This is a genomic window from Polaribacter sp. PL03, from assembly GCF_033875165.1.
Classification (GTDB): Bacteria; Bacteroidota; Bacteroidia; order Flavobacteriales; family Flavobacteriaceae; genus Polaribacter.
The window spans coordinates 335,656-356,597 of the sequence record NZ_JAWZSV010000003.1; the positions used below are offsets into that span (position 1 = coordinate 335,656).

Consider the following 20,942-nt stretch of genomic DNA (forward strand, 5'->3'; position numbering starts at 1 on the left):
GAGAATTTTCTCAGAGGCTTTAATAGTTATTAAACTAATTCAAATAATATTTAAGGTCTTAAGTTTACTTGTTTTAAACTTAAATTATCCATGTAGAATTTTACTTTTTGACTATTAAATTCATTCCATCCTCTAATTTGAAAGGTTTTATCCCCTGTTTGAGTAAATTTAACCAGTTGAGAACTGTAAACCCATTTTCCTGTTTCAAAACCTGGAGTAAAAGCTGGGTTAGCATCTACACCCCAATTAGTATCTGGCCACCAATAGAATCTAACATCTGGCGGAGCTTTTAACGGATCATTAGCTCCTAGGTCTTCTACATAAACCCAAACACCAATTTCGTAATCTAAACCAGCTTCAGCAGGGAAAGTAACTTGTGTCGCAGTAGCATCATGATGACCAATGATCATACCTCCATTAGCTCTGTATTCAACATATAAACTTGCATTTCCATCTTGTGCTCTTACAGTAGAAATTTCATGGTCAAATTCTCCCCAAATTCCACCCCACCACATATATTGCCAGTTCGCTTTAGTACTGTTTTCAAAACTGTGATCATAATCAGACTTAGTATCTAAAATGTTTTCTGCTCCTTTTCCATAATTTACAACTTGATCTGTAAAAATTGTTGCATTTACTTGATCAGATGTCTTTAAAATACCAGGAGTATAAGATACTTTTGTTATATCATCTGCATAGACAGTTTCATCTAATGTAATTTCAATTACATTATTTACTCCAGCTTTTATTTCTGTAGATACTACATTTACAGGGATCATTGCTCCATTATTTTCAATAGAAAATACAAATGTTGAATTATCAAAAGAATCTGGATCCATATCTCTACTAAATTCTAACTCAATTTTACCGTTGTTTTCATCAAGTTTGTCTAAAGTTACAGGCTCTGTTGATGGAATAACTTTTATTAAATCCTTAATAAAAATAGTATCACCACCAAAAGGTCTTAATCTAGAGGCAATAAATTTTAAATCATAGTTCCCTAAAGATTTATATTGTATATCGACTTCAGTATTTGTACCACCAAATGTTGTTGGATCAACTCCACTAGTACCAAAAGTCCAATTAAAAACTTCTGGAGCACCAATTGTAGTATAAGAAAATCTTACTTTTTTACTTGCAGTAACTTCATTTAATGCAGCATCAGATATTGAAATTGGCGCACCTAAAGATCCATCATCATTTAAGTAATTACCAGTAATTTGTGCTTTAACAGCTGCTAAAACAGTTACTACAATTGTAGTGTCTAATTCTTTTAAACCACTAGGCATTGAGCTGTCTTCGTTACGATAAACATCTCCTTTAAAAACTTGATTTAAAGTTACATTATGCACTCCAGCTTCATTAAAGAAACCTTTTACAGTATTTTCTCCAGAAGTATTTTTGTCTGAACCAAAGATGCTTGATACGTTTTCTGGAAAGGTCCAGGTACGTGAAGCAACTCCACTAGAAATATCACCAAAATCTATATGACCTCCAATATTTATGTTGTTTTCAACATTTGCTTCTGAAGTAACAATAACCCTATGATTTGCTTCTGGTAAATTTAACGTTTGTTCATCATTACATGCATAAAAGGCAAGAAGCGCAATGCATAATATTTTATATATTTTTAAATTTTTCATAATTAGTTATTTATATTCGTATTTGTCTGTAATTCTTGTATAGGAATAGGGAAATAGTTATGATTTTCCGCACTGTAGTTAGTCGCACTTAACGCAAAATCGGGTCTAATTCTACCAGGTATGTATAATGGAGCAGTATCAAATGAAAGGTCAGTGTTTTCCAATCTCCAAACTTCGTCTGCTCTTAACTCTGTAAATACTTCTTTTACAATACCCCATCTTACTAAATCTTTCCATCTATGACCTTCAAAACACAATTCTACTGCGCGTTCTACGCGTTGTAGGTGAGTTAATACTGTTTGTGCATTGGCTTGTACCATTGGGTGTGCTCCATGTACTTGCTTACTAACATGTAATTGTGGGAATTTACCGCCATTATCGTCCATGTATTTTTGAAGTGTTATTACTCCAGCTCTAGCTCTAACCATATCTATATACTCTATGGCTGTTGCATAATCATCACTTGCTCCAAGTACAGCTTCTGCATACATTAATAAAACGTCTGCATATCTAATATGTCTAAAATTAATACCAGATCTGCGGTTAGCAGGTTCTGATGGTAAATGATACCAATTAGAGTGTTTTTTTACATAAGCACTTTGCCCAAATCCAAAACCTTTTACATCAGCAAAATCCAAACCATAATATTTTCCTTCCATAAATCTAACTGCAATCGTAGCATTCATTCTTGTAGATTCTATGTTCCCATTATTGATAGAATTATTTGGGTCCACTTCATCATAAACCAACATTTCTTGTAAGTTATAAGAAGCTAATAAAGTATTAAAACCTCCATATTGTATTGATCCAACTTCTGATGCAATTGAAGAAGATTCAGCACTAGTTTGCCAAGGAGTATCATCAACAGCACCTCCATTTACACCAGGAGCTAAGTCGAAAGAATAATTTACTTCAAAAATAGATTCTGAATTAAATTCATTTTCATGCTGAAAGTTGTCTGAAATATCTTTGGTTAAACTATATACTTTAGAATCTATAACTTGTTTAAATAAACCAGCAGCTGTTGGCCACTCTTTATTGTATAAATGTACCTTTCCTAACAGTGATGTTGCAGCACCCCAAGTTGCTCTTCCCATATCGTTACTTTCCCATGATTGTGGTAAATTATTCATTGCAAATTCTAAATCTGGAAGTATTATTGCGGCATTAATTTCTGCAATAGTAGAAAAAGGTTTAGAAAGTTCTTCTTTAGTTTCTGCTACTTTATCGTGAATTACACCACCACCATAAGTATGTGCTAATTGAAAGTAAAAGAAGGCTCTTAAAAATTTTGCTTGCGCTTCAATTTCTGCTTTTGAGTTACCTGTAAAAAGACTAGCATCTGCATCTTGTATATTTTGAATAACTTGATTTGCTCTAAAGATACCTACATAAAGTTCGTTCCATTTATCCGTTACATGATAAATACCATCGTTATAGGTTAAGTTTCTAAAAAGATTTGGTCTGTACCAAGATTCTGTACCACCAATATCTCCCATAACCATTTCGTATATTAGTTCTCCTCCACTAATGCTTTGAAACTGTAATGCACCATAAACAGTGGTTAATGCACTGTTGTATTGTCTTTCAGATTTCCAGAAAGTATCTGTAGTAATCGCATTTGGATTAACTTCTGTTAAAAAACTATCTTCATCACATGCTACGAAGAATAACGAGCATACAAAAACAAATAGTAATGTATTATTTTTTATTAATTTCATGATTTTTATTTTTTAAAAGCTTAATTGAACACCTAACATGAATTGACGAGTAACTGGGTAGTTCCCTCTATCTACACCTCTTGTAAAGATTCCATCTCCACCAACTTCTGGGTCATACCCTGAGTAATTTGTAAACGTAAATGGATTCGTTGAAGTTAAATACACTCTAGCTTTATCAATACCAGTATCTTCTATACCAGGAATAGTGTATCCAAGTGTTAAAGTTCTAATTCTTAAATACGTTCCGTCTTCTAAGAAATAATTAGAAGCAGCTCTTACATTATTATGAAATGCACTTCGTCTAAAAGTTGGAACATCTGATGTTGGATTTTGTGGAGACCACATGTTATATAAATCTGTATGTCTTCCTTGAGTATAGGCGTACAATTTAGACCCATTATATACTTCTGCACCATGAGAATAAAAAGTTTGTACAAAGAAATCGAAACCTTTATAATCTAAGTTTAACCCTAAACCGGCTTCAAATTCGGCTTGTCCAGAACCAGAGTAAACACGGTCATTATCGTTAACAGCACCATCGTTATTAGTATCTTTATACATCATATCTCCTAATTGAGGCGTACCTGTAGCTGATACGTCAAGCAAATTATAGGCATCTAATTGTTCTTGTGTTTTTATAACACCATCGTTTTGCAATAAAAAGAATGATCCTGCTTCATAGCCTTTCGCTAAAAAAGTAGTGTAATCTATATTTTCTCCTAAAGATGTTGTAGGTCTACCATTGGCATAACCTCTATCTATACCGTTTAAATCCGTTACTTCATTTATATTTTTAGTAAAAGTACCTGAAATACTATATTTTAAGTCATCTCCAATTCGATCTTTGTAACTTAAAGAAAGTTCTAGTCCTTTATTAACCATGTCACCAGCGTTAATTTGCTTAACATCATAAACTCCTGATGCTCGTGTATGGTAAGTACCAGAAGATGCAGGAAGGCGCTCTTGTAAAAGCATATCTTTTTTGTCATTTTGATATACATCTGCAGTTATGTTTAGTTTATTCCTAAACATAGATAAATCTACACCAATATTTTTAGAAATAGTAGTTTCCCATTTAATATTAGGATCTACATAACGACGCTGAATAGAACCATAATTTAATTCTTCGTTTGGACCAAACGGATAATTTATACCAGATTCAATAATTGCTGTAAACTGATAAGGTGCAATACCTTGGTTACCAACTTCTGCCCAACTTCCTCTTAATTTAAGATTGCTAATTGCATCTACGTTAAACCAATTTTCTTCACTAACATTCCAACCAGCAGAAAATCCGAAGAAATTACCATATCTATTATTTTCCGAAAATTTTGAAGACGCATCTCGTCTATAACTAGCAGATAATAAATATTTTTCATCATAATTGTATTGAGCTCTTACTAATTTCCCAGCCAAAGTACTTGTTTGATTGTTACTAGTAGGCTTTATTCCTTCTGCACCAGAACCTAAAGTTTGAAGGCTGTTACTAGCATCTTTACTATATATGACACCAACTCCCAAATTTCTCTGTTTAAATCTTTCGTAAGAAATTACACCTAATAAATTAAGATTGTGTTTTCCGAAGTTTGTAGAATAATTAAGAATGTTTTCAATAGATTCTCTTTTAGAAAATATATAATCCTCATTTAGCAAGGCTTGTTCAGTTGAAGCAGTTGCATTAAGTGCTCCATCTCTAGCGTATGCTAAATATTGAGGACGGAAGAATTTTCTATAATAGTTATATTCATTTGAACCTAAATTTAGTTTGTACTTTAAACCTTTTGCAATTTCATACTCTAAATTAAGTGCAATATTGCTAGACTTTGTTTCTCTTTCGTCTATATTTTCTAATTGACGAGATAGGTAACCGTAAAATATTTCATTCTCCACATCTAGTGTAACACTATTTTCTCCAATGGATGGAATATCACTTAAAGGTCTGCTCCAAGGAGATTGACCAATACTATATTCGTAAAGAGCATAAGGTTCTTGTGTTCTATTTTCAATAGTATAACCAAGAGTTGCAAAGGCTTTAAATTTACCCTTGGTAAATTGCCCAGTTAATCTATTAGCTAACCTATTAAAACCAGAATTAATTAGAACACCATCTTGTTTAAAGTAATTGGTATTAAAGTTTAAGGTTAAGTTCTCTACACCACCAGAAATATTTAAACTAACATTTTGAATAACAGCATTATCATTTTGAACGTCTTCTACAAAATTCGTATCAAAATCTAAAGCATTTGCGTTAATAAAAAAAGTTTGTGGTTGAGATCCTAACTGTTCTGTAGCTATCTCTAAACTATACAGTTGTTGAGCTGTATTCATTAAAGGGGTTCCAGAAGTAATGCTTTGGATACCTGTATAGGTTGAGAGGTCAATTTTCATTTTACCTGCTTTTCCTTTTTTTGTAGTAATTAAAATAACTCCGTTAGAAGCTCTTGTACCATAAATTGAAGCAGCAGCTCCATCTTTTAAAATATCTAAAGATTCAATTTGATCTGGAGAAATGTTTGGGTTCCCTTCATAAGGAATACCATCTACAACATATAATGGTCCAGCTGCACCAGAGGAAACAGATCCTAAACCTCTAATTTGTACGTTTGCAGCTTCTCCTGGTCTACCACTTGATGCTTGTATGTTTACACCTGCTACCTTACCTTGTATTGCTGCACCTAAGTCGGCTACTGGAGATCTACTAATTTCTTCAGCCCCAACGTTAACAACAGCTCCTGTAACTTCTTTCTTCTTTTGAGTACCATAACCCACAACAACAATCTCATCTAACAAAGAAGCGTCAGAAAGTAATGTTACATTAATAGTGGTTTTACCAGTTTTAATTATTACTTCTTTTGTTTTGTATCCTAAATAACTAAAAACAAGTGTCTCTCCAACATTAGCTTTTAATTGATAAGATCCATCCATTTCAGTACTTTGTCCATTACTGGATCCTTTAACAACTACACTAGCTCCTGGTAAGGAATCTCCATCTGCACTAACTGTTCCTTTTACGGTTACACTTTGTGCTTGAACAAAACCAAAACTAACTAGAAGTAATGCTGTAAAAAGCATTTTTCGGTAATTGCATTTTTGCAAATTAATTTTCATTTTTTTATCGAATTTTGAATTATCATACCCAAATATTGTTTTTTTCTTACAATGTACCTATTTATAGTACTTGACAAAAACTGAACAGTGTTAAAAATAGATATTTCAAAGTAATTAACAAGAAATTATGAGTTTTTTTTTCCGTTTTATAAAAAGAAAAAAACTTCTGTAAAAGGATGTTTTTTAAAGTTTGATTTCAATCGTTTTCGTGTTGGTTTATTTAGTTTTACTTAATGTAATTTACTGTTAGTGAGGTTTTTGAGTTGTATTTTTTTTTTTGAGTTGTTGATGATAAAAAGCTCAGAAATTGACTTGTGCAGTTTATGTCAAGTTCGCATTTTAGTGTATAAATACCTTAAAAGTTAACTTTACGATCTAGTTATTATTTATCTAAAAAATATCACCTAAAAGTTAATTATGGATATAAATAAGTTAATATTGTTGTTAAAACTAGTTGTTGTTTTGCTTTTTTTTAGTAAAAATTTTGATGCAAATTCCCAAAGTTTAATTTGGAATAATGAACCTTCACCATTAGAGTTTCAGTTAGGAGAAACCTTATCTCTTAATACAACTTATAATACAGATGGAAATAGTTTTAATTATATCTGGTTAAAACTTGAACGTAAAAATTCTTCAGGTGTAGTTCAAGAACAATTTAATAGTGTTTATTTTAATGGTACAGATCCTGTGTCCGATATAGATACAATTAACTTAAACTATGTGGTTCCAGAAAACATTCCTTTAAGTACTGAATTAACAAATGGGGATTATTACTATTTTTTATTCACAATGTGGACTTCTAGTGGTTGGACAACTATTGATTTACGCCCAGAAATAATAAAAAACAGTAATAATATAGGAGGGACTACAACTGTTGTTGCCAATGTGAATGTAAATCATGTTGTTGGAAGTGTTGATGATTTTGATCGTTCAAAATTTATAGGAATTCATGCAAGTCCGAATGAGAATGAATGGGATGGTGATAATGAAGTAAATGATTTAAGGGATGATTTTTTAAATGGTTTGGATGTTTATATGGGGAGAAATACTGGTGGAATCACTTGGAATTTAAGTCAAATGAAAGAAGATATCAATAACCCTGGGTTTGTAGATGCTACAGATTTAGAGTCTAAAGCTAGTTATTGGAGAGGTATTTATGCAAATAAAACAGAAATTCATCAATATGAAGCTAGAAATAATTTAATTATTGCAGCGCAATTACATCCTTTTTGGACAGGAGAAGGGCAACAAGAAACAGCAAAAGGATGGAAGTTTGCAAATGCAACTGCTACTGGAGATTATATGGGAAGATATATCAAAGAATTTCATTCCTTAAATGGACAACCAAAACCTGCTTTTATTGAAGTAATTAATGAACCCGCATATGTAAGTCATGGAGGGGCATCAGATTTTACAAATAATTTACAAGAAATTGCAGAATTTCATAATGATGTTGCTGATGGCATAAAGGCACATCTTCCAGATGCTAAGGTAGGAGGGTATACAGCTGCTTTTCCAAATTTTGAAAAAGGAGATTTCCAAAGATGGAATAATCGTTGGAAACTATTTATGGATGTTGCTGGCGAAAAAATGGATTTCTGGTCTATTCATTTATATGATTGGCCATCCATTGATGGTGGTAGAAAAGAATTTAGATCTGGTAGTAATGTAGAAGCCATGTTTGATATGATGGAACAATATAGTACCATGAAATTTGGATTTGCTAAACCTTTTATTATATCAGAATATGGAGCGCAAACAAATGATTATAGTAGAGATCAATGGACTTCTTATAGAGATTGGTTGCATGTTAGGTCTTCAAATTCATTATTAATGTCTTTTATGGACAGACCAAATTTAATAGCAAGTGCACTTAATTTTATCATCACAAAAGCAGAATGGGGGTATTCAGATGGAATTCCATATAATCATAGATTAATGAGAAAAGTAGATGAACCTAACAGTTATACGGGTAAGTGGGTTTACACAGATATGGTAAGGTTTTATGAACTTTGGTCTAAAGTAAAAGGAAAAAGAATAGATACCTATTCAGATAACCTAGACATTCAAGTTGATGGTTTTTTAAATGGGGATAAAGCTTATTTAGTCGTTAATAATTTGACTTTTGCAGATGAAACCCTTAATTTGAATATGCTTGGTATTTCTGGAACTACAATTACAAACATTCACAAAAAACAGGTTTTTACTGATGGCACCTCTACAGTTTATGAAGATGAAGATATTGATGTTGATACCAAGTCTTTAGTTTTAAAATCTGAAGCTACCATAATTTTAGAATATACGTTTGCAGATAGTATTAGTCTTAATGAAACAAGCTTAGAAACTAAATATTATGCAAATGAATATTTAAAACCAATAACTGCCAATAAAATTGAAACTTTCACAATTACTAATGTAAATAAATCAAGTTATGGTGAAGCCGTTTTAAGAATTGGTTTAGGTAGGCCTCATAACCTATCCTTAAAACCGATTGTAAAAATTAATAATACAATTATAGATTTACCAAATAATTGGAGAGGAGATACTCAATTAGGAAGAGAAAGGTTCTTTGGTGTTTTAGAAATTCCAATACCTTATAATTTACTAAAAGAAAACAACACAATTTCTATAGAATTTATGGATAATGAAGGACATATTAGTACCGTTACAATGCAGGTCTATAATTTTAGTAACAATATTAGAAGTGTAATATTAAGTACTGAAGATTATTCTTACACAAAAAAAGTGTTGCTTCATCCAAATCCTACTGATGGAATCATTACTATAGAAAATCTTCCAAGTTATAAAAAGGTATACATTTTTGATATTAATGGTTCTAAATTAAAGACTTTTACAAAGAATGAAACGATAGATATAGAAGAGTTTTCAAAAGGAATTTATATTTTAAAAACGGACAATGGGTTTGTTAGAAAAATTATAAGAAAGTAGTTTTTAGTCATAATATCAATTATTTAAGGGGTTGTTCAGTTTATGTCAAGTTAATAAAACAGAAAGAAAAGCAGCAATACTCTAATTTTAGTGATTATTAACTAAAACATATATTACCATGAAAAAAATTACTTTATTGTTACTTTTTATGAGCTCTTTAGTATTTGCTCAGAGAGTAGAACCTACTTTTACAATCTCTAATAAGTCGGATTATCAAATTAACGGAGAACAAGCATTAACCTTTTCACCAGGACAAGTTGTGAGTTACACAATAAACTTTACCCTTGGTTCTACAGATACAGTTGACGATGTAAATAATTTTGTCCTTTTTGGAGTTCAAGATGAAGCAATGACTGACGTAGATCCTGCTACAGGCACATGGGCTAATGAAACTATTGATGGAGGTAATGATTTTGTATACGCTGCTTCAGGAGATTATACAATTCCCGCTAGTACAGAGTTAAGTTCTGCAAACGCAAATTTAACATATAGAATATTAGCGTATTTAGCTTATACACCTAATGGTGGTACAACTATTTATGGAGGTGAGAATGCAAGTGATTCACCTTTAGTTTATATTAGAAGTGCCGCAGAAATAACTGCTTTGTCTACAACAGATTTCACAAAAGAAATAGCTTTAACAATGTACCCTAATCCTGTAGAAAATACTATTAATTTAAAAGGGCAAAATTTGCCTGAAACATATAAAATTACAAATACTCTTGGAAAAATTATTAAACAAGGGAATTTTGAAGGAAGTATTGATGCTTCAGCTTTAAGTAGAGGTATGTACTTTTTAGTTTATGATAATAAAACTTTTACAAAATTCTTAAAAAAATAATTTACGTTAGAGCTTTAATTATTTATTTACTGCCAGTTGAATTTAGTACTAATGGTATTAATTTCAACTGGTTTTTATTTACACATTAATTTATGAAAAATTCAATTTTTATTATTTGTAGTAGTTTGTTTTTAATGTTCTCTTGTTCTAGAAATGTTGAAAAGAAAGATTTTATTGAAGATTTAATTTCAAAAATGACGCTTCAAGAAAAAGCAGGTCAATTAAATTTAATTCCAACAACAGGTTTTAATAAAACTGATTCAGTTCACCTTTGGATTAAAAAAGGATTGGTTGGTCATGTACAAAAATCGATAGGAGTTAAAAATAATTATGAACTGCAAAAAATTGCAGTAGAAAACTCAAGATTGGGTATTCCGTTGCTGTTTCAAGAAGATATAATTCATGGTTATAAAACCATAGCACCAGTTCCTTTAGCAGAAGCATCTAGTTGGGATTTGGCAGCAATTAGAAAATCGGCAGCGATTGCAGCAAGAGAAGCATCATCCGCAGGAATCCATTTAACATTTGCGCCAATGGTAGATATTGCAAGAGATCCTAGATGGGGAAGAATTTTAGAAGGAGCAGGAGAAGATGTTTATTTAGGAAGTTTAATTGCTGCAGCTAGAGTAAAAGGATTTCAAGAATCTAATAAAGAAAATAGCAATATTCTAGCAACCGTAAAACATTTTGTTGGTTATGGAGCTTCTTTAGCTGGTAGAGATTATAATATTTTAGATTTTTCAGAAAGAGAGTTAAGAGAGACCCATTTACCTCCTTTTAAAGCAGCAATTGATGCTGGTGTATCTAGTGTAATGACCGCATATTCTGCTTATGATGGAGTGCCTTTAGTAGCAAATAATTTTTTATTGAAAGATGTTTTAAGAGATGAACTAAAATTTAAAGGTTTAGTAATGACAGATTGGGAAACGGTTGGTAATTTAGTGAAAACAGGAATTGCGAAAAATGATACCATTGCTACAAAAATGTCTTTATTAGCAGGGAATGATATCGATATGTCTACTAAAAAATATGTGAATTTACTTCCAGAAATGGTGAGAAAAGGAATTATTTCTGAAGCTGTTTTAGATAATTCGGTAAGAAACGTATTGTTGTTAAAACAAAAAGCGGGTCTTTTTAAAGATCCTTATGCGTATTTTAATGAAGAACGAGAAGCTAAAGAGCTTTTATCCGAAGAAAACATACAAGCAACAAAAGAGATGGCTGTAAAAAGTATGGTGCTTTTAAAAAATAAGAATAACGTTTTACCACTTTTAAAGAAGAAACAAAGAATTGCAATTATTGGTCCTTTTGCAAAAGCACAAAAAGATTTATTAGGTTGGTGGTCTAGTCAAGGTAACCCAAATGATGTTGTTTCTATTTTTGCTGGAATTAAAAAGAGAGTTCCACAAACCTCAACTATTTCTTATGCTCAAGGTTGTATTGTAGAAGATTTTGAAATAAAAGGAGTAGAAATGATTGCTGACGCTGTAAGAGCTGCTAATAATGCGGATGTTATAGTATTAGCCTTAGGAGAAAAAGAATGGATGAGTGGAGAAGGAGGAGGTACAGCATCTTTGCTTTTACCAGGAGCGCAACAACAATTATTAGATGCAGTTGCAAAAACAGGAAAACCAATTATTACCTTAATTGTTTCTGGAAGACCTTATGTTTTAACAGATGTTGTAAAAAAATCTACCGCTGTTTTACAAGTTTGGATGCCAGGAACTACAGGTGGTACAGCAGTTGCTGAAATTTTGTTTGGAGATTATAATCCTTCAGGGAAATTAACGGTTACTTTTCCTTTTCATCAGGGGCAAGTTCCTATTTATTATAATTATAAGAAAACCAGTCATTCTTTTAATGCAGGACCTAAGAATAATAGATATACAACAACTCATAGAGATATTACTTCTGATCCATTATTCCCTTTTGGTTTTGGATTAAGTTACAATAGTTATTCTTACAAAAATTTAAAGCTTGATAAAACTACAATGAATAAAAATGATAGTATAAAAGTTTCTGTTGATGTTACTAATAAAGGAAAATACAACGGAAGAGAAATTGTACAATTATATATTCATGATAAAGTTTGTTCGGTAACAAGACCAGTAAAAGAATTAAAAGACTTCTTAAGTTTAGAACTTAAACCAAATGAAACGAAAACGGCTACTTTTTATATTACCTCAGATAAATTAAGGTTTATAGGTCTTGATTATAAAACAACAATTGAAGAAGGAGCGTTTGAAGTTTTTGTTGGTAAGAATTCTTCTGATACTTCTAAACTAGACTTTTGGTTAGAATAAAGGTTTAAATTATGTAAAGGTAAAAAGTCTCAACTTATAGAATAAGTTGAGACTTTTAAATTTAGCATCCTTAATACATTAAAACCCAGTTCCTGGAGCCTCAGGACTTGCAGCTTGTGCTTTTTGTGGACTTAAGATTAGATAGGTTCCTAATGCAGTTAAAGCTGCATATTTACCGTAATTCCCTATTTTTTTAATAGCGTCCTTACGAGTAATTTCTTCTTTATTATTTTCTATTTGTTTTTTCATAATGTCTAGTTTATAAAATTCTCGTAATTATTCTAAGATTATTTTTTTGTTCAATTTACCAGATTCAGTTTCTAACTGAACAATATATACTCCTGCAGATAATTTTGGTAAATAAATATTTTTTATTCCATTAGAATCAAAAGATTTGTTCATCATTTGTTTACCAAGAATATTAAATAATTTAATAGTTGAGTTTCCTTGTTGTAAACCTGCAATTCTTAAAGTATAATTATTTGTTTTATAAATACTTATGTTTTCTAAACTAACATCATTCGTACTTAATACACTAGATCTAGTATGTAAATAGAATCTTCCAATTCCGTTTAAAGTCTCATCTAAAGTTATTTTGTAATTAGAATTTAACTCATCTAATCTTGTAAAAGTATTTGTCAATCTATCTTCTAAAAATACTTTCATATCTGAAGGTAAGTTTAAAGCTTCAGCAGAAAAAGTAATTTCTTTTCCAGATGCTGCATTTACTCCAACAGGAACAATCATAGATTCTAAACCTGAATTTGGTAGTGACTGAATTTGATAATTTTTTCCTTCATTATTTGAAACTAACTGTGTATAAACAGCAAAAGGTTGAGAAACTCCACCAAATAATTTACCATCAGAACCATTATCAAAACTTGTAGTTGCGTTCTCTAAATAATTAATTTTTGCATATCTAGTGTTTGTTCCCTCATAAATATTTAATTGAATCCCTGTTTTAGAAGATTTTAAGAACGTATCTGTACTTTGTTTAGATAGCATTGAAGTATTAAACGTAAAAGTACTTGCACCTGCAGAAGCTTCTACAAAGAAACCTTGTCCTGGTGCTATTTGAAAACTTGTACCCTGAACTAGTTTTGCTTCATAACTTTTTGATGTAGCATTCCAAATCCAAATTGTAGACGACTCTAATAAATCGTTCCCTCCAGAATTATTTGCTGTAAATAAATCATTTAATGAAACATATGATGAATATGGGTTCCCAATTAAATTATAACCACTAGTGTTTTTTGTAAGTGCAATGTCTGTAATATTTGCTGTTCTAATATTTCCAATAAATTGAACATTTCCTGAAGCAGTTCTCTTCATTGAATACCCCTTACCTTCTCCAAAAGCAGTACTTGCAACAGGAGCTTCAGCATAAGTCCAATTATTCGCAGCAACCGAATTGTTATATTGGGCAATACCTCTATAGTCTGTGTTTGATGTTCCGGAAGCAATTCCAAAAGATGAAATCCAAGTATCATCATAAGTTTCGTTAGATACTGGTGATGATAGTAAATGCCAGCCTTCTAAGTCACCCACAGCGGGTGTTGATAATGTTCTAAAGTATGCATAACTTCCTGTTGATGTTCCAGAAACTATCAAAGATGCTCCTCCCCAAAGTTGTGAGGTATCTGTTACAGTTAAGTTTCCTGTAACATTTAGTGATCTATTATTACGAACAAGTAATTTCTTAAATGAAAGATCTCCTGTGTAGGTAATATTACTAATAATATCAATATCATCTGTAGTTTGCAATGGCACGTTTGCTGGCGACCAATTTGCAGCAGTAGCCCAATCTCCATCTGAAACAGAAGTATATTTTGCTGCTTCTATAGTAAATTCATCAAAATAATAAGTAGATCCATCCCCAACAGTTCCTGCATTTACTCGTATCCTAAAGTATGAGTTCCATCCGTTAGCATTACCTATAGTTATATTGGTATTATTTCCAGTAAGATCAAATAAAAGTTCTGTCCAAGTATTTGCTGCAAGTGTTACACTTTTTTCTAACTTAAAATTTGCCGCAACTTCAACATCCAAATTAAAAGTTTTGGCTATGGTTGAATACATTTTAAACTTGAGAAACCTATTTGTATTTGCATTAAAACCAGTTGTTGCAGTAGAACCAGTATATGCCATTTGTAATGAATTATCACTATGAGAATTTAAGGTTTCTACAAATTGTATAACATTTGCAGTGGTATTAATGCCGGTGGCATCTAGATTAGCAACTTTAGTTGCTGTAGGCGCATTTGGATCTCCTGCCCAAGATGCTTGTAAAACCACATCATCTACACCTGGAGAATTCTCTTCCATATCAGCTACACTTGTTTGTGCTGTTAGAGACATTCCTATTAAGAAGAATAATCCTAAAAATAGTAATTTGTTTTTCATTTTTTTCATTTTTAGTTAATAATTGATTTTAGTTAATTATAAAACAGATTTCTAGAAATCTGATTATTTTTTTATAAATTTTCCTGTTTTGTTATTGTTTTTTAAGTAGTATATTCCTGGAGCAAGATTATTAATATCAATTCTACCAGAATTGTCTGATTTTAATTTTAAAACTTTTCTTCCTTGAATATCAATTATTTTAAAAAAAGTATTACTTAAATCAGGATTCACAAATAAATGGGTGTTTGCAGGGTTTGGATATAAAAGCAAGCCATTTTTGTTAATATCAATAACATTTAAAGAGCCTTCTACAATATTTATATTAAGTGCTTGCAGGGTTATATGTTTGTCTCCATCACTTGAATAAAAAGTTATCCATAACCAATAGAAATCTCCACTTGGTAAATCTGCAGTTGGTATTGCGTTTTCTAAAGAAATAGTTGCTGTAGAGGTTCCTGATTCAGTATCTAATGCAGAAGCATCTACTACTAAATAATCATTTTGAGGAACCCAACCAGCATTTAGGTGTCTTAACCAATATTTAATTCCACCATATTCTTTAGCAATAACTTTATGGCCAGAGCCTGCATGGTAATTTGTGGTTATCACTAAATCACCTCCAGTACTAAATGCAGTTGTTGTGTATTTGGATGCATCATCAAAAGTTAAAGAAGCAGTTACGCTTTCTGTAACTGTAATTTCCGAGGTATCGGTTTTGTTGCCATCTGTTGTAGTTGCTGTTATTGTAACGGTACCACTTATAACACCGGTAACCTGTCCGTTTGAATTTACAGTTGCAACTGCGTCATCAGAACTAGACCAAGTTATTGTTAAATCGTCTGCATTTGCTGGAGTAATTTCTGATGTAAGTGTTATTTTTTGTCCACCAACTATATCCGCAGTTTCTGGAGTTATTGTTATAGATGCAATATTAATTCCATACCAAGCAACTACATTTATAGTAGCAGAACCAGAAATGGTATTTGCAGGAATAGAAGTTGCCGTAATTGTAACTGTACCTTCCAGTACTCCTGTTACATTACCTTCATTATCTACAGTTGCAATTGTTTCATCACTAGAAGACCAAGTAACATCTTGACTTGCATTTACTGGTAAGAAAGCTAATGATAAACCTTCATCTTCACCAACTCTTACTTCTAATGGGTTAGGTGTTATTGTAATATCTGTTGGATCTACAGTATTAGTATCTATTATTTTATTAACGCCTTCATCAAGAATGGTTAACATTTCACCATCTCTCCATCTTACTTCTACTTTAACAATATGATTTTCTTGTCCTAAGCCAAAATGCGCAATGTTTAATAAACTTTGCGAATGTGCTTCACCAGCAGAACCAACTCTTCTTTTAAATGTTTTATTATCTGTAGTTACCGTAATTTCTGCACCTAATGGATCTACATTAGAATTTGGAGCATAACCAACATTTACAGTTACATAATTGTTGCTATTAGACATATTATTTTTATACATATGCCAAAGACCATATTCATCATCACCATTTAGAATGTCTAACTTTCCATCTTGATTATAATCAAAAGCTTGCCCCATATCTCCATGACTAGAAGCACCTCTGTTATTTGCAGTATGAGAAGTTGTAATTTCAAATTTACCTTGTCCTGTATTTAGTAACATGTAATCTGAAACTCTATTTGTTAAATACCCAAAACGATACACATATAAGTCTTCAAAACTATCATTATTAAAATCTCCTTTAGTTACACCCCAATGATTTCCTCCCTTAGGGATATTCCAAGCATCAGAAACATTGGTATAAGTCTGATTGTTATTCATTAATAGTACATCTTGGTAGTTTCTGTTGTTTGGTATCCAACCAGTTGGTGTAAATTCTGTTACATCATCAATTCTAGCATGAATAGACCAAAATATATCTGCATTACGAACAAATTCCATTTTCCAAACACCATTTCCTGTATGACCAATGTAGAAACCGTTTTCCGTTCTTGCAGTTGGCCAACCATCTGCAGCAGCTTGTGTTATTTCTAAAGTAGTTGTTTTATCCGCTATGGTGTTTTCTTGCTTTGCGCTTCCTAGAAACACAGGATAACCGTCCGCATAAGCATTTCTCGTTACAAATTCGAAACCAGAAAGTGTAATTGAGTTGTCTGCTTTCAATTCAAAAGGTAAAGTTCCTTGGCTACCAGATACTCTCATATCTAACCTTTTTATTTGTGGTAAAAAGTCGGTAGCATTATTATCTGCAATTCCAAAATAGCCTTGCCCTTTCGCTAAATATAAATCTAAATCTCCATCATTATCGATGTCAATATCTGTCATAGATGTAATAGAATAACTACCAACTAAATCGGCTGGTAACCATGCTGTAGAAACATCCGTAAATGTGAAATCTCCATTTCCTTTCCAAATTGATAGTGGAGAGAAAATTACAATATCATCTATATGATCATTATCTAAATCTGTCAATAAAATTCTTTCTCCATTTGCATCTTCAACACCTGCAACATTTATAGTTTCAAAAGTTCCATCGCCTTTGTTTCTATAGAAAATGTGTTGTTCCCCATTATCCCCATTTATTCCTTCAGCATTTATAAGTACTAAATCTAAGTCTCCATCAGAATCTAAATCTGCCCATCTAGGAGAACGACCTCTTGCTCCTTTTGTAATTCCTACAGCTGCATCACTTCTTTCTAAAGTACCATTATTGTTTTTGTAGAACACAGGAGGGGTAGGAGCGGATCCATTTCCACCACCTAAGGTGATCAGTAAATCTAAGTCTCCATCATTATCGTAGTCTGCAGCTGCAGAACCATGTAAATCCATTAATGTCCAAAGAGATAAATCTGTAGCGTTTTTTGTAAATGTTCCGTCACCATCATTCCAATACAATTTACTTGGTGAATCATTATGGTTATTTAAGATTAAATCATAATCACCATCATTATCCATATCTGCAATTGTTGGACCTGCGTATTTTAAACTTGGTTCATCTATAATTCCTGCAGCAGCAGTTTCATCTGAATATTCAGGAATTACTACATTAGAAACATCTGTTAAACTAAAACTATCTATTATTAAATCACTTCCTGTAGCTGCTAACTTTAATTCTGTTGCACCTGTTACAGAAAATTTTACAATACTATTTAAAGAAAAAGTGCCAGATCCTGAAACATCTATATTATCAGCAATAATTTTACCATCTGCATATAAAGAGAAATTTGCATAACTAGTAGCTGAGGTTAATTGAACGTCTAATCTTTTATATAAGCTACCAGAAACTATATAATTTGTTGTGATAGGAGTTAATGTTTGCAAAGTTGCAGGAACTGTTAAAATATCTGCAACAACAGGAGTTACTGTTGATGTTGGAGTCATTGCTATTTCATCTACAAAATAAACATCGTGAGCACCAACTGTACCTTCGTTAAAATGAATTCTTATATTAGATATCCATCCTCCATCATTATTTATTACTGCGTCTGTATCATTACCAGAGAAATCAAACTCTACTTCTGTCCAAGTATTTAATGTTGTTGAAAAACTTTTAGTAATTTCAAAATGATTTACATTTCCATTTCCTAAATGTAAAGTGATATCAAAATCTGTTTGATTTTGAGAATATACCATGAATTTAAAAAACTTATTTGCAGATAAAGCAAACCCTGTTTTTGTGGTATTTCCATTAAAAGCAAGCTGTAATGAGTTGTTTTTATTTGAACTAGCAGTTTCTGTATACTTAACAGAGTTCATTGTTGTATTAATGCCAGTGTTTTTAGGATTAACGACTAAAGAAATTAAAGGTACGTTTGGGTCTGTAAGCCATTCTGCTGCAGCGTCACAATCTGGTTTAGGATTATTAATATCATCAGTTTCAAAATCTGAAATTGATGTTTGTGCGATTAGACTTGATGTAAATGCAACAATAATTATAAGTAGTAATTTTTTCATAAAAAGTTTTTTGATGCGGCAAAATACTTTTTTATTGAAATATCTTTACGGTTGTGAACTTGACAATAACTTAGTGTACTTTAAATCAGATTAATAATAAGCTTGACAAAAACTTGACAAAAACTTGACAATCATACTGAGCATTATGTGTTGTACTTAGTTTTATTTCATTTTTCAACAAAAATTAAAAAGTCAGTAATAACTTATTGTTTTTTTAAAACAATAAGTTACCTTTAGCTTGATAAAAGTAATTTTTGACTAAACCTTTTTTACATTTTACATTGATTTTATGAATTTAAAACCTCTTTTTCTTCTATTAATTAGTATTGTTGTTTTATTAAAACCTATTGATTTTTATGCGCAAGAGGAATCAAAAATAGCTAAGAAAATATATAATAAAGCATTTAGCTTAAAGAACTCTAATCCAGATAGTTCTGTTGTTTTGTTCGAGAAAAGTTACTCGCTTTATTTACAATCTAAAGATACCTTAAATGCTATACAAGCATTATTTCAAGAAGGTTTTGTTTTTGAAACGAGTGCTAAATATGCCAAGTCATATGATGTACTTTGGAAAGCATTATTGTTAATGGATAATATTGAAAATAATGGAGTAAAATCTGTTATTTATCATCGGTTAGGAAGGGTTTATAGTTATTATAAAAGAGAAGATAAAGCAATTGAGTTTTTAACAAAGGCATTAGGGCTACAGAAAAAAATGTTAGATTCTCGTGGTCTTAAAAACAAAGCAAGGTTAGCTTCATATTATTATTCTATTGCAGCTACCTACAGAGAGTTGAATAAGCCAGATTTAGCAAAAAAATATTTAGACTCAAGTTATCTCTATTATAGAGCAAAAGAATCTTTGACACCAAAATCTTATTTAGATTTTGAAAAAGCAATTCTGCTTACTAAAGAGCACAAAGAAAAAGAAGCTCTTAAGATAATGGAAGACATCTACCCTTGGTTTAATACGAATACACCATCTTATATGGTGCTTGTTTATAAGTATTGGGGAGATGCTTATAAGGGTTTAGGTGACGTTGATAAAAGCGAAAAATACTATTTAAAAGCATTAAAGGTTTCAGAAGAATATAAAAGTCATATAGATTTTACACCTTTAGTATATGAGAAATTATCCGACGTATATTTATTAAAAAATAATTATCAAAAAGCTTTTAAAAACTTAAAAAAAGCTAAAGAGCTAGATCGTATTTTTTTTGATAGTAGAAGTAAGGAAAATCAGTCTTTATTAGAAATAAAAGATGATTACAGGTTAGAGAAAGAAAGACAAGAAAAAATAATTAAAGAACAGTATCTTAAGCAGTTAGAGCAAGAGGATCAAATCATTAAGCTGCAAAGAATTATTCTTATCGGTTCTTTAATATTCTTACTTGTATTAGGTTTCTTCTTTTTTAAACATTTAAGAGCAAAACATCATGCAGAAAAAGAATTAATAAGAAAAACAAAAGAATTAGAAATAGAAAAAACAAAAGAACTTCTCGCCTTAAAAAATAAAGAACTAGCTACTTCTGCATTACAATTGATAGAGAAAGATGAGTTCTTAAAAGAATTGAAAACTAGAGTAAGGGAAGGTGGAGATAAAGTAAAGATTCATGAAATAAATAAAGTTTTAAGGTCTGTCTCTGTCAATAATAATAAAAATTGGGATGATTTTAAGATGCGTTTTATAGATGTAAATAAAGAATTCTATGATATTATTTTTGCTAAATTCCCTAAATTAAGTCAAGGAGATCAAAAAATTTGCGCTTTAATTAAATTAAACTTCTCTAGTAAAGATATGGCAAGATTACTAGGTATTTCTGTAGAATCAGTGCATACAGTAAGACATAGAATACGTAAAAAAATGAACTTAGAAAGAAATGTTAATTTAGAAGAATACATTAATTCTCTATAGAATATAGGCTTTTACCAAACTGAACAACTTGACAATTACATTTAGTAAAGTTTTTGTCAAGTCTCTTTTCATTTATTTCCAAACTGTTTCATATACTTTTAACCTAAGAATAAT

General features: G+C 31.3%; 10 protein-coding genes. 4 read left to right on the top strand and 6 right to left on the bottom strand.

All coding sequences use genetic code 11. From position 1 onward, the window contains the following. Positions 1–50 precede the first annotated feature (50 nt). From SHK09_RS07550 to SHK09_RS07560, 3 genes are read right to left on the bottom strand one after another with little or no spacing between them, the layout of a single operon-like run. Positions 51–1,643 (bottom strand): hypothetical protein, encoded by a 1,593-nt coding sequence (locus SHK09_RS07550; RefSeq protein ID WP_319810174.1) that lies wholly within the window; start codon positions 1,641–1,643, stop codon positions 51–53. 2 nt (positions 1,644–1,645) lie between these two features. Further along, a complete protein-coding gene (locus SHK09_RS07555) occupies positions 1,646–3,364 on the bottom strand; it encodes a RagB/SusD family nutrient uptake outer membrane protein (protein ID WP_319810175.1) in 1,719 nt (572 codons plus the stop codon). 12 nt (positions 3,365–3,376) lie between these two features. Next, positions 3,377–6,436: a TonB-dependent receptor gene (locus SHK09_RS07560; protein WP_319810176.1), complete on the bottom strand. Its 3,060-nt coding sequence runs from the start codon at positions 6,434–6,436 to the stop codon at positions 3,377–3,379. Between the two features lie 453 nt (positions 6,437–6,889). Between SHK09_RS07560 and SHK09_RS07565 the strand changes: the two genes are divergently transcribed. The 3 genes from SHK09_RS07565 to bglX all read left to right on the top strand — a co-directional run bounded on the left by SHK09_RS07565 (position 6,890) and on the right by bglX (position 12,565). After that, the gene (locus tag SHK09_RS07565) at positions 6,890–9,421 is read left to right on the top strand and encodes a T9SS type A sorting domain-containing protein (RefSeq protein ID WP_319810177.1); all 2,532 of its coding nucleotides are present in this window, start codon (positions 6,890–6,892) and stop codon (positions 9,419–9,421) included. A gap of 118 nt (positions 9,422–9,539) precedes the next feature. Then, positions 9,540–10,262 carry a T9SS type A sorting domain-containing protein gene (locus SHK09_RS07570; RefSeq protein WP_319810178.1) on the top strand — a complete coding sequence of 241 codons (723 nt, stop codon included), beginning with the start codon at positions 9,540–9,542 and terminating at the stop codon, positions 10,260–10,262. Positions 10,263–10,354: 92 nt separating this feature from the next. Beyond that, positions 10,355–12,565, top strand: a complete 2,211-nt coding sequence (gene bglX / locus SHK09_RS07575; RefSeq protein WP_319810179.1) for a beta-glucosidase BglX — start codon at positions 10,355–10,357, stop codon at positions 12,563–12,565. A gap of 78 nt (positions 12,566–12,643) precedes the next feature. Here the strand turns inward: bglX and SHK09_RS07580 are convergent, their stop codons facing one another. From SHK09_RS07580 to SHK09_RS07590, 3 genes are all read right to left on the bottom strand, one after another. Further along, complete coding sequence (locus SHK09_RS07580; RefSeq protein WP_203394986.1) at positions 12,644–12,814, bottom strand: hypothetical protein; 171 nt, start codon at positions 12,812–12,814, stop codon at positions 12,644–12,646. A 27-nt stretch (positions 12,815–12,841) separates the two neighbouring features. Further along, a complete protein-coding gene (locus tag SHK09_RS07585; protein WP_319810180.1) occupies positions 12,842–14,968 on the bottom strand; it encodes a T9SS type A sorting domain-containing protein in 2,127 nt (708 codons plus the stop codon). 63 nt (positions 14,969–15,031) lie between these two features. Continuing rightward, complete coding sequence (locus SHK09_RS07590) at positions 15,032–18,913, bottom strand: Ig-like domain-containing protein (protein ID WP_319810181.1); 3,882 nt, start codon at positions 18,911–18,913, stop codon at positions 15,032–15,034. Between the two features lie 289 nt (positions 18,914–19,202). Between SHK09_RS07590 and SHK09_RS07595 the strand changes: the two genes are divergently transcribed. Continuing rightward, a complete protein-coding gene (locus SHK09_RS07595) occupies positions 19,203–20,828 on the top strand; it encodes a tetratricopeptide repeat protein (RefSeq protein ID WP_319810182.1) in 1,626 nt (541 codons plus the stop codon). Positions 20,829–20,942: the final 114 nt, after the last annotated feature.